The organism is Megasphaera elsdenii DSM 20460, from assembly GCF_003010495.1.
Lineage (GTDB): Bacteria > Bacillota > Negativicutes > Veillonellales > Megasphaeraceae > Megasphaera > Megasphaera elsdenii.
The window spans coordinates 1,782,797-1,796,322 of the sequence record NZ_CP027570.1; the positions used below are offsets into that span (position 1 = coordinate 1,782,797).

Genomic DNA, 13,526 nt, shown 5'->3' on the forward strand with positions numbered 1-13,526 from the left:
ATGGATATCGAGAAATTCCGAGTCGCCGACCTTAAAGCTCAGTTAGCCGCTGGCGATGACGTACAGGAACTCCTGGCAGCCATGAAAGAAGATAGCCGCGTGTCGGTCCGCAAACTGGCCGCTGCCTATATGCGCCAGAAAATCCGGGAAGAAGCTGAGCGGGAACGGGTCCTCCATATGTATGCCCAGGAAACGGCCTATTATAACCAAGGCCTGTACCACGTGGCCGGTATCGACGAAGCTGGCCGCGGTCCGGCAGCCGGACCGGTCATGGTGGCCGCCGTCATATTGCCGCCATATTGGGAATGTCCCGGCCTCAATGACAGTAAAAAAGTCCCGCCAGCCAAGCGGGACCTGCTCTATGATAAGATCATGGCCGAAGCCGTCGCCGTATCCTGCGTGGCCAAGTCGGAAAAAGAAATCGACGAGCTCGACATTTACCACGCTACCATGCAGGGCATGTACGACGCCGTCAACGGCCTGGCTGTGCCGGCGGAAGCGGTCCTGGTTGATGCCATGCCCCTCCGGGAACTGACCGTGCCCCACAAGTCCTTAGTCCATGGCGATGCCCTGAGCGCATCTATCGCCGCCGCTTCTATCATCGCCAAGGTCACCCGTGACCGGCTCATGGTGGAATACGATAAAAAATATCCCCAGTACGGCTTTGCCGTCCACAAGGGATATTTGACGAAAATGCATATGGAAGCGTTGCGGGAATACGGACCGTGTCCGATTCACCGCCGCTCTTTTGAACCCATCAAGAGCATGGTGAAGGGCCTTTCAGAATAGGTCCTTCCGCCAGAGCATGATGACGGCGACGATGGTGCAGCACATGGCAATGCCTACGACGTAGTAGAAACCGGCTGCTGTGTCCTGGAAGGGGACAGGGACGTTGATGCCCCACAAGCTGAAGATGATCGTTGGGACGGCCAGCATGATCGTAATGGATGCCAGGAATTTCATGACCAGGTTCAGGTTGTTGGAAATGATCGAGGCGAAGGTATCGGACATATTCATGAGAATATTGGAATACATCTCGACCATTTCGATAGCCTGCTTGTTCTCGATGATGACATCTTCCAGGAGGTCTTCGTCTTCTTCATACATCTTGATGAGATGGTGGAGCGACGTATTGCGGCGCAGGCGCATGAGCCGTTCCATGACGATGCCGTTGCTGCGCAGGGCTGACGTGAAGTAGGTCAGTGATTTCTGTAATTCCAGGAGCAGGAAAAATTCCTTGTTGCGCATGGAATGGCGCAGGATTTCTTCGATGTCGTCGGTCCGGCGGTTGATCTGCATCAAGTAGCGCAGGAACAGCGTCGCCGAACGATAGAGAATCTGGAATAGGAAACGCGTCTTCTTGAAGGTATAGAACAGGGGATACTTGTTCTCTGTGAAAGCGCGCATGACTTCTGTTTCTTGAATACAGAGGGTGATGATGAAGTCCGGTGTGATGAAAATGCCCAGCGGCAAGGTGTCATAACTATCCGTTTCCAAGATAATCGGGATGTTGATGACGACGAAGATGTAATTGTCTTCGATTTCGACGTGCGAACGTTCTTCCGTGTCCAAGGCGGTTTTCAGGACATCAGTGGGGATTTCCGTGACCATGGATACGAGCTGTAAATCTTCGGAATCCGGATTTACGACGTGGATCCATGAACCTTTTTCAGCCGATGCCAGGGAAATGTTGTCTTCCAGATGGCCGTTGCTGTGTTTATAAACTTGAATCATTACGGTACTCTCCCTTTCTGCAGAATAAGGGCCTTCAAACCCAAATTCTAATATAATCCATTAAGACAGGACTCGTCAAGGTTTTCCCCGATATTTTACAGAAACTTTGCCGATCGTCGGCTAGGGAGGCCATAGTAGCGGCAGGCCGGTAATTATGGTATGATTAACTGTACGAGTAAATAATCAGGACTGCCGCGCGGCGCCGTACCGTGTCCGTCGAGGCCGTCCACAGAGAGAGTAGACATTATGCAATTATTGAAAATGGAACTGCGGGGATTCAAGTCCTTTGCAGATAAGACGACGCTGACCTTTGACAAGGGCATTACGGCCATTGTCGGGCCCAATGGCAGCGGCAAGAGCAATATTTCTGACGCCGTCCGCTGGGTCATGGGCGAACAGAATGTCCGTCAGCTGCGGGGGCAGAAGTCGGAAGACATCATCTTTGCCGGGACCCAGACCCGCCGGCCCCAGGGGGCAGCCGAAGTTTCACTGTACTTCGACAACAGCGACCACGCCCTGGATACGGAGTTCACTGAAGTCGTCGTCACGCGGCGCCTGTTCCGGTCCGGCGACAGTGAATACTATATCAACCGCCGGCCGTGCCGCCTGAAAGACATCCACATCCTCTTTGCCGATACGGGTATCGGCCAGGATTCCATGGCTGTCATCGGTCAGAACCGCGTCGACCGCATCCTCAACAGCAAACCGGAAGAACGGCGGGTCATCTTTGAAGAAGTGGCCGGTATCAGCCGCTTCAAAGGGCGCAAAGCCGACGGCCTGCGCAAGATCGCCGAGACCGAACGCAACTTGGAACGCATCCGCGACCTCATGAGCGTCCTCGAAGAACGGCTGGAACCGTTACAGGAACAGGCAGAAACGCTGCAGAAATTCCGCTGCCTCGACAGCGAACGCCTGGCTTATGAAGGGACCGTGACCTTGCAGGAACTGCGCAACAGCGAACGCCTCCTGGCCAAGGCCGAGAACGGCCGCATGACGGCCGAAGCCGAAGAACAGAAAGCAGCCCGGGAATTGGCCGCTGCCGAAGGCAAGCGCAAGGCCTTATTGGACGCCATGGCTGCCGATGACGAAAAACTGCGCCATCTCGATGAACAGGCCATGGTCGTTCACAATGAACTGGACAGCCTCGTCCACCGTCGCGAAGCCTGCCGTCAGCGGCAGGCCGAACTCGCCGAGAACGAAGCCCAGGCAGGAGCTGATGCAGAACAACTGCAGCAGCGCCAGAATGCCTGGCAGGAACAGAAAGAGGCCTTGCGGGCGCAGAAAGCGCAGAAAGCAGCTGAACTGGAAGCGGCCCGACAGGCCCTGGCCCTGACCCAGACCTTGTTCGGCCAGGCCGAAGCCAAGGCTGAAGCGGCGGCCAAGGCCCTGCAGGAACGGGTCGATGCCAATTCCAAGCGCAGCCGTGACGCTTTCATGCTGCGCCGGGACAGCGAAGACCTGCGCCGCCGGCTGGAAGAGAATGACGCCGCCTGCCAGCAGGCCCTGCAGCAGTGGGAAGAAAAGAAGAAAGCCCTGAAAGAGGCCGAAGCGCGGCATCAGGAAGCCGGGATACAGCAGAAAGACTGGCAGGAAAAGGCTGCTGCCTTTGAAGAGCAGGCCCTTTCCCTGCGGCACGACGCCCGTGCAAAAGGCCAGCGCCTAAAACAAGGGGAAGAAGAATACCGCCGCCTGCGCGGCGATATCGACGCAGCCGCCCAGCGCATGCGCGTCCTCCAGAGTATGGAACAGGAACACGAAGGCCTGGGGCGGGCTGTCAAAGTGGTCCTGACGGCCAGTCAGCCCTGGCGCAGCCGTTTGTGCGGTGCCGTCGGCGAACTCTGCCAGATCCCGTCGAAATTCGCCGTCGCCATCGACGTCGCCTTAGGCGGTGCCGTCCGCTACGTCGTCGCTGAAGATGAAAGGGCTGCCAAACAGGCTATTTCTTATTTAAAAGAAAAGAAAGCCGGCCGGACGACCTTCTTACCGCTCGATACGCTGCGCAGCCGGTCGCGGACGGCCGATGAAGAACGGGCTGCTGGCGAGCCGGGGATGCTCGGTTTCGCGTCAGACGTCATTTCTTATGAGCCGAAATATGAGAAAGTCTTTTCGTCGCTCTTAGGGAAGACCCTCCTGGCCGACACCATGGATACGGGCTCGGCTGTAGCCCGGAAATACGGTCATCGCCTGCGCATCGTCTGCCTCGATGGCACCCAGTTCAACGCCGGCGGTTCCCTGACTGGCGGCAGCACCCGCAATCAGGAAGGATCCCTCATCAGCCGGCGGGCCCTGCTGCAGGAGTTGCAGGAAACGTGCCGCTGCGGCCAGCAGCGCCTGGAAGCCTTGCTGGCCGAAGGCAAAGACCTGCGCCAACAGGCCGAAGGGGCTGAACGGGACCTGGCCCAGGCCGAAGAAGGGCTGCGCCAGGCCCGGCAGGCTGCGGACCAGGCCCGCTGGCAGGCCGGCCAGGAAGAGAAGGCCCTGGCTGACATCCGTCAGACCCTGGCTGCTTTCGACGAGCGCGTGGAAAAACTGGAAAAGGACCGGGCCGATATGCAGGCCCGGCTGGTTGAGAAAGAAGCGGCGCTGTCGGCGATGGAAACGGGGCCGGCCGCCGACGTCCAGCAATGGCAGGACGCCTGTGACGCCGCCAGGACCGAAGCGGCCCAGTGCCGTCAGACCTTGACGGAGCGGCAGATTGCCGTTGCCAAGCTGACCGAACAGGTCCGTCACGGCGATGACCAGCTGCGCCAGCATGATACGTGGCAGCAGGAATTGACGGCCCAGGAACAAGCCCTGTCCCAGCGCCGCCAGGACCTGGTACGCCGCCAGGAAGAAGCGGCCCGCCTGTTGACAGAACTGTCGAAAAATATTACCGTGAAAGAAGCCGATACGGTCCGCTGTGACCAGGCCAAAGAGGCTTTTTACCGGACCCGCAACGAGTCCCTGAAAAAAAGCCAGGCCCTGGACGGTGTCGTCGCCGACCTTCGCCGGCGCCATCAGGAGTGGCAGCAGCGCTGCCATGCGGCTGAAGTCCAGCTGGAAAAGTATAAAGGCGATATCAGCCATCACGAAGAACGGCTGGCCATGCAGGGTCTGAGCCGCCAGGAAGCTATGGAACGGCGCCGTCAGGGCTCGTTGAAAGAGCTTCATGACAAGGTCGCTTCCTTGAAGGCTCAGATTACGGCGCTAGGGACCATCAACCCGGCTGCCGAAGACGAATACAAGACGGCTTTGGAAAAACGGGACTTTTACGTCCGCCAGTGCGACGATTTGAAGGAATCGCGGGAAAGATTGCGGACTGTCGTCGCTGAAATCGACGCGGCCATGGCCGAACAATTCGCCAAGGCCTTCAAAGAAATCGGCGTCCATTTCCAGGATATCTTCAGCCGCCTCTTCGGCGGCGGCACGGCCCACCTGGCCTTGACCGACAAGGAACACATCTTGGAAGCCGGCGTGGAAATCTACATCCGCCCGCCAGGAAAGAAACAGCAGTCCCTGACGCTCCTTTCCGGCGGCGAACGGGCCCTGACGGTCATCGCTTTGCTCCTGGCCTTTTTGGCCTATCATCCGGCACCGTTCTGCCTGGTCGACGAAGTCGATGCGGCTCTGGACGAAGCCAATGTCGAGCGCATGGCCCGATACCTCAAGAATTACAGCGGAGCGACGCAGTTCATCGTCATCACTCACCGCCGCAAGACCATGGAAGCGGCCAATACCTTGTTGGGTGTAACGATGGAAGAAAAAGGCGTATCGCGCCTGCTGACTGTCAAAGTAGATGAATTGTTAAAGGAAGGAACATAACTATGGGATTTTTTTCAAAACTTCGAAAAGGCTTAGAAAAGACGAAACACTCGCTCATCCAGAATATCGAAACCGTCGTCCGCGGCTATGCCAAAATAGACGACGACATGTACGATGACCTGGAAGCGGTCATGCTCACCGGCGACATCGGCGTAGAAACGACGGAATACCTCCTGGACCAGATCCGGACCGGCGTCAAATCGAAGGAAATCAAAGACGGCAACGACGTCGTACCGTATTTGGAAAAGTGCATCGTCGCCTTGCTCAATGAAAATGATGAACCCCTCCCGGAAACGGAAGGGCCGCGGGTCATCTTCATCGTCGGCGTCAATGGTGTCGGTAAGACGACGACTATCGGCAAACTGGCCAAGTATTACAAACAGCAGGGGAAATCGGTCATGCTCGCCGCCGGCGATACCTTCCGTGCCGCTGCCTCAGAACAGCTGACCATCTGGGCTGACCGCGTCGGCGTACCCATCGTCAAGCACCAGGAAGGGGCGGACGCAGCGGCTGTCGTCTTCGATGCGACGGCGTCGGCCAAGGCCAAGGGCATGGATATCCTCCTTGTCGATACGGCCGGCCGCCTGCAGACCAAGTCCAACCTCATGGAAGAATTGCGGAAAATGGCCCGCGTCGCCGGCCGCAACATCGAAGGGGCGCCGCAGGAAACGCTTCTCGTCCTCGATGCCACGACGGGGCAGAACGCTGTCAGCCAGGCCAAGCTCTTCGGCGACGTCGTTCCCTTGACGGGCGTCGTCCTGACCAAGCTCGACGGAACAGCCAAAGGCGGCGTCATCTTGTCGGTGAAACGGGAATTAGGCGTCCCTGTCCGCTGGGTCGGCGTCGGCGAAGGCGTCGACGACCTGCGCCCCTTCGATGCAGCTCAGTTCGCCGATGCTCTGTTCGATAAAAACGTCGCCGCCCGCGAAGCCAGCGACGAAGATTAGGAGGAATCCTCATGTTCGTAGGTAATATTTCCCAATATGACAAGGAAAGCCGTTTCCTGCCGGAATATATCCGGCCGTGGATCGAAAAACTGGTCTCCCTGGCCAAGTCGGACTTGCAGCCCGGGCGCCACACCTTCGATACGGTGAACTACATGAACGTCGACGTCACGGAAACGGCACCGGCCGGCCAGCGCCTGATGGAAGCCCATCGCGATTACATCGATATCCAGTATGTCCTGGATGGCGAAGAAACTATTGGCTGGCAGCCTTTATGCCAGGCCGGGCCCGTCGTCGACGACAGCCGGGCCGATAGCGATGCCTGGTTCTACAATCCCGATGTCGCAGCCGATACCGTCATTGCCATGACGCCCGGGACCTATGCCGTCTTTACGCCGGCTGACGGCCATCGCTGCCTCTGTGCGCCCGATGGGCAGGGGAAGGCCATCAAAAAAGCCATCCTCAAGATCCACGTCTGAAAGGGGGCCTGACGATGGAACTCATCCCGGCTGTGGCCCAGGCCCTTCAGGAACTGCGCCGCCAGCGGCCCCTCATCCACCACATCACTAATTTCGTCACCATGACCGACTGCGCCAATGCGACCTTGGCCATCGGCGCCTCGCCGACCATGACCAATGCCGTCGAGGAAGTAGCTGAAATGGCGGCCGCCGCCAAGGCCCTGGTCCTCAATCTGGGAACGCTCCAGCAATGGACGCTGGAAGCCATGGTGGCAGCTGGCAGGTCCGCTGCGGCTCACGGTGTTCCCATCGTCTTCGACCCCGTCGGCGCCGGCGGCACGACTTTCCGGACCCAGGCTGCGCAGCGCCTGCTGGACGAACTGCCCCTGGCCGTCATCCGCGGCAATGCTTCGGAAATCACCTGTCTGGCCGCCCATAAGAGCGGTCAGGATTTCGGCGTCGACAGCCGCATCGGAGCGGCTGACCCGGACCTGGCAGCATCTCTGGCAAGGCATTTGGGGACGACCGTCGCCATTACCGGTGCCGTCGATGTCATTGCCGACGGGCAGCGGACGGCAGAAGTCCACAACGGCTGCCCCATGTTGACCTATGTCACCGGTACGGGCTGTATGACGACGTCCCTCATCGCGTCCTTTGCGGCCGTGACCGATCCCTTCACGGCGGCCGCTGCCGGCGTCCTGGCCATGGGAATCGGCGGCGAGCTGGCTCTGGAACGGGGCGGCCAGGCTGGACCTGGGACCTTCCACGCCCGTCTCTTTGATACGTTTTATGCCTTAAATGATACGCTGTTGCAACAGTATGGAAAGGTTTTGATCAATCGTGAATAATGGTGAACTCAAGAAAATGACAGTTACGGCGATTTTCATCGCCATCGGCGTCCTCCTGGCGCCTTTCGTGTCCTTTCCCTTCGGAGGTGCCCGGGTCTTCCCGCTGCAGCACCTCATCAACGTCCTCTTGTCGGTCCTCGTGGGCTGGCGCTATTCGACGGCCGGTGCTTTCTGTATTTCATCCATCCGCATCGCCATGGGCGTCGGTACCGTCCTGGCCTATCCCGGCAGCATGATTGGCGCCGCCTTGTCCGGCCTTTTGTATAAGAAGACAAATTCCATCTGGGGCGCCGTCGTCGGAGAAATCGTCGGGACCGGGATCCTGGGCGGCCTCATCGCTTATCCCGTCGCCGCTTTCGTCCTCGATTCCAAAGTCGTCGCCCTGTGGTTCTTCGTCGTCGCCTTCCTGCCCAATACCTGCATCGGTGCAGCCTGCGGTGCCGTCTTGTACAAGATCCTGCCCATCCGGAAATTTGCCGAAGAATTGAAGAAGTAACAAAGAAATAATAATATCGACTTGTTTATTGACTTATAAGGTGCTGTATATTAAACTATAAATTGGTACTGAGTTTTGTAGTTTGAGTTTCAATGACAGCACCTTGTATTTTTTTTAAGTAGGACGTGTTTACATGACAGAAAATATCCGCGCCAAGATCCTGGCAGAAGCCCTTTGTGAAATCAACCGCCATGGTGCTGATTTCCACATGGACGATCTGGCCCGTAACCTGCGCATCAGCAAGCGGACCTTGTACGAACATTTTTCGTCGAAACAAGAAATCATAGAGCAGGCTATCTCTGATTTTACCAATAAGATCTATACCTATCATCGGCGCATCGTCAGTGACAGCACCATGACTTGCGAAGCCAAGCTCATCGCTTATTTCGACGTGCCCAGTGACAACTGGCAGGTCCTGTCCGTACGGAAAGCATCGGAACTTCTGACGAAAATGCCCGATGTCTGGAACCGCCTGCAGTCCCGCTACGAAAAAGACTGGCGCCTTTTGGAACAGCTCCTCGATGAAGCTCAGGAGACAGGCGAATTTAAGCCTTTTGATAAGTTCCTGTTCTTGCGCCTTTTGCATAGCGCAGCCGACGACATTATCGATTATTTTAATGATGTCAATCACGATTCCTCTTTTAGTGACTATATGAAGCGCTGCATCAAGGTCTTGCTCTATGGCATTAAGAATCAGGAATCGAAAGAAATAGGAGGAAAGTGAAGATGATACAAAAACGCAAATTTGCGACGATGAGCGTCACCGTTCTCACCATTGCCGCGCTCCTGGCCGGCTGTGGTGCCCAACAGAGTGCGACCAAGGCCCCTGTTGCCGTCAACACGTATAAAGTCGTCGCCGCAGACACGCCGGTCAAGGCCGAGTACAGCGGTACCGTCACGGCGACGGACAAAGTGCCCGTCCGGCCTAAGATTTCCGGCCGCGTCGTGGAGAAATACGTCCAGGGCGGTCAGGAAGTCACGGAAGGCCAGCCTTTGTTCCGCCTCGACAGCCGGACTTATGACGCTGCCCTGGCCCAGGCCAAAGCGACCCAGGCCCAGTCCGAAGCCAACCTGGCCAATCAGCAGCTGAACCTGCGCCGTTACCAGACCCTGGCCAGCCAGGATGCCATCCCGCAGCAGACCGTTACCGACCAGGAAGCGGCTACGCAGCAGCAGCAGGCCGTCGTCGCAGCCAATGCGGCCCAGGTCGATGCCGCTCAGGATAACGTCGACGATACCATCGTCTATGCGCCGTTCAGCGGCAAACTGAACGTCGACGACGTCCCCGTCGGCACCTTTGCCACAGCCGGTTCGACGGCCTTGGTCACCATTTCTTCGACGAACCCGGTCTACGTAGAGTTTTCCATCAGTGAATCGGAATACCTGCAGATGACCAAACAGGCCGCTGATAGTACCGGCAGCAGCTGGGGCGACCATCTCCTGCTCCGTCTGAGCGATGGTTCCACCTATCCCTATGAAGGCCATGTCACCCAGGTCAACCACGGCATGGACGGCAACTCCGGTTCTATCGTCGTCAAGGCTGTCTTCGACAACCCGGACAATCTCCTCATCCCGGGTCTCTATGCGACGGTCATCTCGGATACACAGATTCAGCGCAATGCCTTGTCCGTACCGCAGCGCGCCGTCCAGCAGACGCTGGGGAAATATTACGTCTCCGTCATCGACGGCAATGGCGAAGCCCAGAACCGCGAAGTCACGCCGGGCCAGAAAGTCGGCAAGTTCTGGATCATCAACGATGGTCTCCAGGACGGCGATACGATCATCGTCGACGGCTATCAGAAGGCCAAAGGCGCTTCCCTGGACCAGCACTTGCTGACCAAGGAAGACATCGATAACGACAGTTCCGATACGTCGTCGGACTCGTCGGCCAATCAGTAGGGAGGCGAGACCGTGATATCTAAGTTCTTTATCGACCGGCCTATTTTCGCCATCGTCATTTCCCTGCTGATTTCCATTTTCGGCTTGTTGGCGATTGCGACCCTGCCAGTCGCCAAGTATCCGCAGGTCACGCCGCCGCAGGTCCGCGTTTCGGCTACTTATATCGGCGCCAACGCCGAAGTCGTCGGCACGACCGTAGCCAGTGTCATCGAACGCCAGCTCGTCGGCGTCGATAACCTGGTCAATATGGAAAGTTCGACGAACGATAACGGGTCTTATTCCATGACGGTCCAGTTCAAGTCCGGCAGTGATGGCGATATGGATACGGTCAACACCCAGAACCGCGTCAGCCAGGTCCAGTCGACGCTGCCGTCGGAAGTCACTCAGACCGGCGTCACTGTCCAGAAATCGACGAGTTCCATGGCCATGGTCTTCGCCCTCGTGTCGCCCAATGGTTCTTACGATGCGACGTTCATGAAGAACTATGCCACGCAGTACTTCATGGATGAATTGAAATCCGTCCCGGGCATCGGCGATGTCCAGGAATTTGGGTCCGACTACGCCATGCGTATCTGGCTCAACCCGATGAAGATGAGTATCTTGAAGATTACGCCGACCGACGTCATCTCGGCCATCAGCGCCCAGAACAAACAGGCCGCTGTCGGCACCATCGGTTCCCAGCCGTCGCCCAATAACCAGACCTATCAGTACACCATGCGTACAGACGGTCGTCTGCAGACGGCAGAACAGTTCAAGAACGTCATCATCCGCACCAATCCCGACGGCACCATGGTCCGCGTCGGCGATATTGCTGACGTCAGCCTGGGCTCTAAGGATTATTCCGTTACCAGTGATCTGGGCGGCGGCAAGGCAGCCGGCTTCATGATCAGCCTGACGGCCGATGCCAACGCCATGCAGTCCGTCAGCGGTGCCCGTAAAGTCCTGGAAAAAGCAAAGGCTTCTTTCCCGTCTGATTTAGATTATAAAGTTGTCTACGATAGCACGACCTTCGTTACGGCGTCGATCCACGAAGTTATTGAAACCTTCATCGAAGCCCTGCTGCTGGTCGCCCTCATCGTTTACCTCTTCCTTCAGAGTGGCCGGTCGACGCTGATTCCGCTCATCGCCGTCCCGGTATCCCTGCTGGGTACCTTTGCCTGCTTCAAGGTCCTCGATTTCTCCATCAACACCTTGACCCTGTTCGCTATGGTACTGGCCATCGGCCTCCTCGTCGACGATGCCATCGTCGTCATCGAAGCCGTCGAATATGAAATCAAGTATAACGCCCGAAGTCCGCGGGAGGCGACGATCATTGCCATGCAGAACGTACAGAACCCGGTTATCGGTGTCGCCTGCGTTCTGGCCGCCGTCTTCGTTCCTGTCGGCTTCATCAGCGGCATGAGTGGTATCCTCTACCGCCAGTTCGCCCTGACCATTGCCGTGTCGGTCCTCATTTCGGCCTTCGTCGCCCTGACCCTGACACCGGCCATGTGTGCGTCTATTTTGAATGTTCACAAACCCAATGACAATCCCAAGGGCATTTACAAGTTCTTCCAGAAATTCAATGATGCCTTCGACAGACTCATCGCCTGGTATGGCCTGCGCCTGGCTCACTTGCAGCTCCACCTTAAATGGTGCGTGGCCTTCCTGGTCATCATCAGCGCCCTTACGGCAGGCGTCTTCAAAGTCATGCCGACGGGCTTCGTCCCGTCAGAAGATAACGCCTTCGTCATGATGAACGTCACCTTGCCTGAAGGCATTTCCCAGACGGAAACGAAACAAGTCAGCGAAAAGATTAGTAATTGGCTGGAACAGCAGCCCGGCGTAACCAATGTCATGAACGTCGTCGGCTTCAGTATCCTGGCCAATGGGCCGAAATCGAACGGGTCTACGTCCTTCATCGGCATGAGCGACTGGGATCAGCGTAAAGATAAATCCCTGTCCGTCGATGCCCTGGTCGGCAAGATCATGGCCATGGGCAATCAGATTCCCCAGGCTACGGTCATCGCCATGAACCCGCCGCCTATCGACGGCATGGGCACGTCGTCGGGCTTTACGATGCAGCTGGAAAACCGCGGCAGCCATACGACGGCAGAACTGTCGGCGACGGCTCAGAAATTCATCGCCGCTGCTCGCAAACGTCCGGAAATCGGTTCGGTCTACACGGCCTTCGCTGCCGATACGCCGGGCTATCAGCTCGACATCGACCGCGATAAAGTCGCCAAAGAAGGCGTTTCCCTGAGCGACCTCTATTCGACGCTCCAGTCCTTCTACGGTTCCTATCAGGTCAACGACTTCACCATGTTCGGCCGTAACTTCAAGGTCGTCGTCCAGGCCGCTCCGGAATTTCGTGAAACCATCGATGCCAATAACCACATCTACGTCCGCAACAGCGCCAACCAGCTCGTGCCGGTGGCCAACTTCGTCCGGCCGAAAGCTATCGGTTCGGCGTCGATCCTCAACCGTTTCAACGACTATCCGGCCATCAAGATCCAAGGGGCTCCGGCCAATGGCTATAGCTCCGGTGATGCTCTGAAAGCCCTGGAAGAAGTCGCCAAGGACACCCTCGGTGAAGGCTATGCCTACGAATGGAGTGGCATGAGCCGTGAAGAAATCGAAGCCGGTAACAAGACGGTTTACGTCTTTGCCCTGGCTATCCTCTTCGTCTTCCTCGTCCTGGCTGCCCTCTATGAAAGCTGGAAAGTACCATTTGCCGTCATGTTCAGCCTGCCGGCAGGCGTCTTCGGGGCTTCGGTCTTTGCCTATCTCATGAACCAGCAGAATAACCTGTACTTCCAGATCGGTCTGCTGGCCGTCATCGGCCTGGCCGCCAAGAATGCCATCCTGATCATCGAATACGCCAAAGTCCGTGTCGATGAACGCGGCATGGATCCCGTATCGGCTGCAATCGAAGCGGCCAAGATCCGTCTCCGCCCGATCATCATGACGTCCCTGGCCTTCGTCGTCGGCTCTGTCCCGCTGGCCATCGCTACCGGCGCCGGTGCTGCGTCGCGAGTCACTATGGGGATTACCGTCGTTTTCGGTACGTCCATCGCCACCATCTTCGGTGTCTTCCTCATCCCCATGATGTTCATCATCGTAGAAACATTCGGACACAAACGCGTCCGTCCTAAACAAGAAGTCGGAAGACTGAAAGATATGTAGTGAAAAAGGGGCTGTCGCCTTAAGCGACAAGCCCCTTTTGTGGTTCGTTTGTCGTGGGTCGTTCATCGAAGCGGACGCAGTCCGCGAGCTGTAGGGGCCGCCTTAATCGGCGGCCCGTGCGAATCCTGTGTACAGCCTTATTCTTTGGATTTGGGTGAATCTTTCGAACCACGGCAAACGC

General features: G+C 57.2%; 10 protein-coding genes. 9 read left to right on the forward strand and 1 reads right to left on the reverse strand.

All coding sequences use genetic code 11. The features are described 5' to 3' along the window. On the forward strand, positions 1-789 hold the full coding sequence (locus C6362_RS08550) for a ribonuclease HII (protein ID WP_014017059.1): 789 nt from the start codon (positions 1-3) through the stop codon (positions 787-789). Here C6362_RS08550 and C6362_RS08555 read toward each other — a convergent pair. Continuing rightward, complete coding sequence (locus C6362_RS08555) at positions 781-1,734, reverse strand: magnesium transporter CorA family protein (protein ID WP_014017058.1); 954 nt, start codon at positions 1,732-1,734, stop codon at positions 781-783. The two genes, C6362_RS08550 and C6362_RS08555, sit on opposite strands and share 9 nt — an antisense overlap. Before the next feature lie 246 nt (positions 1,735-1,980). Between C6362_RS08555 and smc the strand changes: the two genes are divergently transcribed. From smc to C6362_RS08595, 8 genes are all read left to right on the forward strand, one after another. Then, positions 1,981-5,535, forward strand: a complete 3,555-nt coding sequence (gene smc, locus C6362_RS08560; protein WP_014017057.1) for a chromosome segregation protein SMC — start codon at positions 1,981-1,983, stop codon at positions 5,533-5,535. 2 nt (positions 5,536-5,537) lie between these two features. Then, positions 5,538-6,482, forward strand: a complete 945-nt coding sequence (ftsY, locus tag C6362_RS08565) for a signal recognition particle-docking protein FtsY (protein ID WP_014017056.1) — start codon at positions 5,538-5,540, stop codon at positions 6,480-6,482. 11 nt (positions 6,483-6,493) lie between these two features. Continuing rightward, on the forward strand, positions 6,494-6,958 hold the full coding sequence (locus C6362_RS08570; RefSeq protein ID WP_014017055.1) for a YhcH/YjgK/YiaL family protein: 465 nt from the start codon (positions 6,494-6,496) through the stop codon (positions 6,956-6,958). 14 nt (positions 6,959-6,972) lie between these two features. Then, the gene (gene thiM, locus C6362_RS08575; RefSeq protein WP_014017054.1) at positions 6,973-7,785 is read left to right on the forward strand and encodes a hydroxyethylthiazole kinase; all 813 of its coding nucleotides are present in this window, start codon (positions 6,973-6,975) and stop codon (positions 7,783-7,785) included. Further along, positions 7,778-8,281: an energy coupling factor transporter S component ThiW gene (gene thiW / locus C6362_RS08580; RefSeq protein ID WP_014017053.1), complete on the forward strand. Its 504-nt coding sequence runs from the start codon at positions 7,778-7,780 to the stop codon at positions 8,279-8,281. The genes thiM and thiW overlap by 8 nt, the downstream gene beginning before the upstream one ends. A gap of 133 nt (positions 8,282-8,414) precedes the next feature. After that, positions 8,415-9,005 carry a TetR/AcrR family transcriptional regulator gene (locus C6362_RS08585; protein ID WP_014017052.1) on the forward strand — a complete coding sequence of 197 codons (591 nt, stop codon included), beginning with the start codon at positions 8,415-8,417 and terminating at the stop codon, positions 9,003-9,005. A 2-nt stretch (positions 9,006-9,007) separates the two neighbouring features. Continuing rightward, positions 9,008-10,180, forward strand: coding sequence for an efflux RND transporter periplasmic adaptor subunit (locus C6362_RS08590; protein WP_014017051.1), 1,173 nt, complete (start codon positions 9,008-9,010; stop codon positions 10,178-10,180). Positions 10,181-10,192: 12 nt separating this feature from the next. Continuing rightward, positions 10,193-13,345, forward strand: coding sequence for an efflux RND transporter permease subunit (locus tag C6362_RS08595; RefSeq protein ID WP_014017050.1), 3,153 nt, complete (start codon positions 10,193-10,195; stop codon positions 13,343-13,345). Positions 13,346-13,526: the final 181 nt, after the last annotated feature.

Bases quoted from the DNA above. Each gene is read 5' to 3' on its own strand.
- smc (WP_014017057.1), top strand. From the start codon at position 1,981: ATGCAATTATTGAAAATGGAACTGCGGGGATTCAAGTCCTTTGCAGAT.
- thiM (WP_014017054.1), top strand. From the start codon at position 6,973: ATGGAACTCATCCCGGCTGTGGCCCAGGCCCTTCAGGAACTGCGCCGC.
- C6362_RS08550 (WP_014017059.1), top strand. From the start codon at position 1: ATGGATATCGAGAAATTCCGAGTCGCCGACCTTAAAGCTCAGTTAGCC.
- C6362_RS08570 (WP_014017055.1), top strand. From the start codon at position 6,494: ATGTTCGTAGGTAATATTTCCCAATATGACAAGGAAAGCCGTTTCCTG.
- C6362_RS08585 (WP_014017052.1), top strand. From the start codon at position 8,415: ATGACAGAAAATATCCGCGCCAAGATCCTGGCAGAAGCCCTTTGTGAA.
- C6362_RS08590 (WP_014017051.1), top strand. From the start codon at position 9,008: ATGATACAAAAACGCAAATTTGCGACGATGAGCGTCACCGTTCTCACC.
- C6362_RS08555 (WP_014017058.1), bottom strand. From the start codon at position 1,734: ATGATTCAAGTTTATAAACACAGCAACGGCCATCTGGAAGACAACATT.
- ftsY (WP_014017056.1), top strand. From the start codon at position 5,538: ATGGGATTTTTTTCAAAACTTCGAAAAGGCTTAGAAAAGACGAAACAC.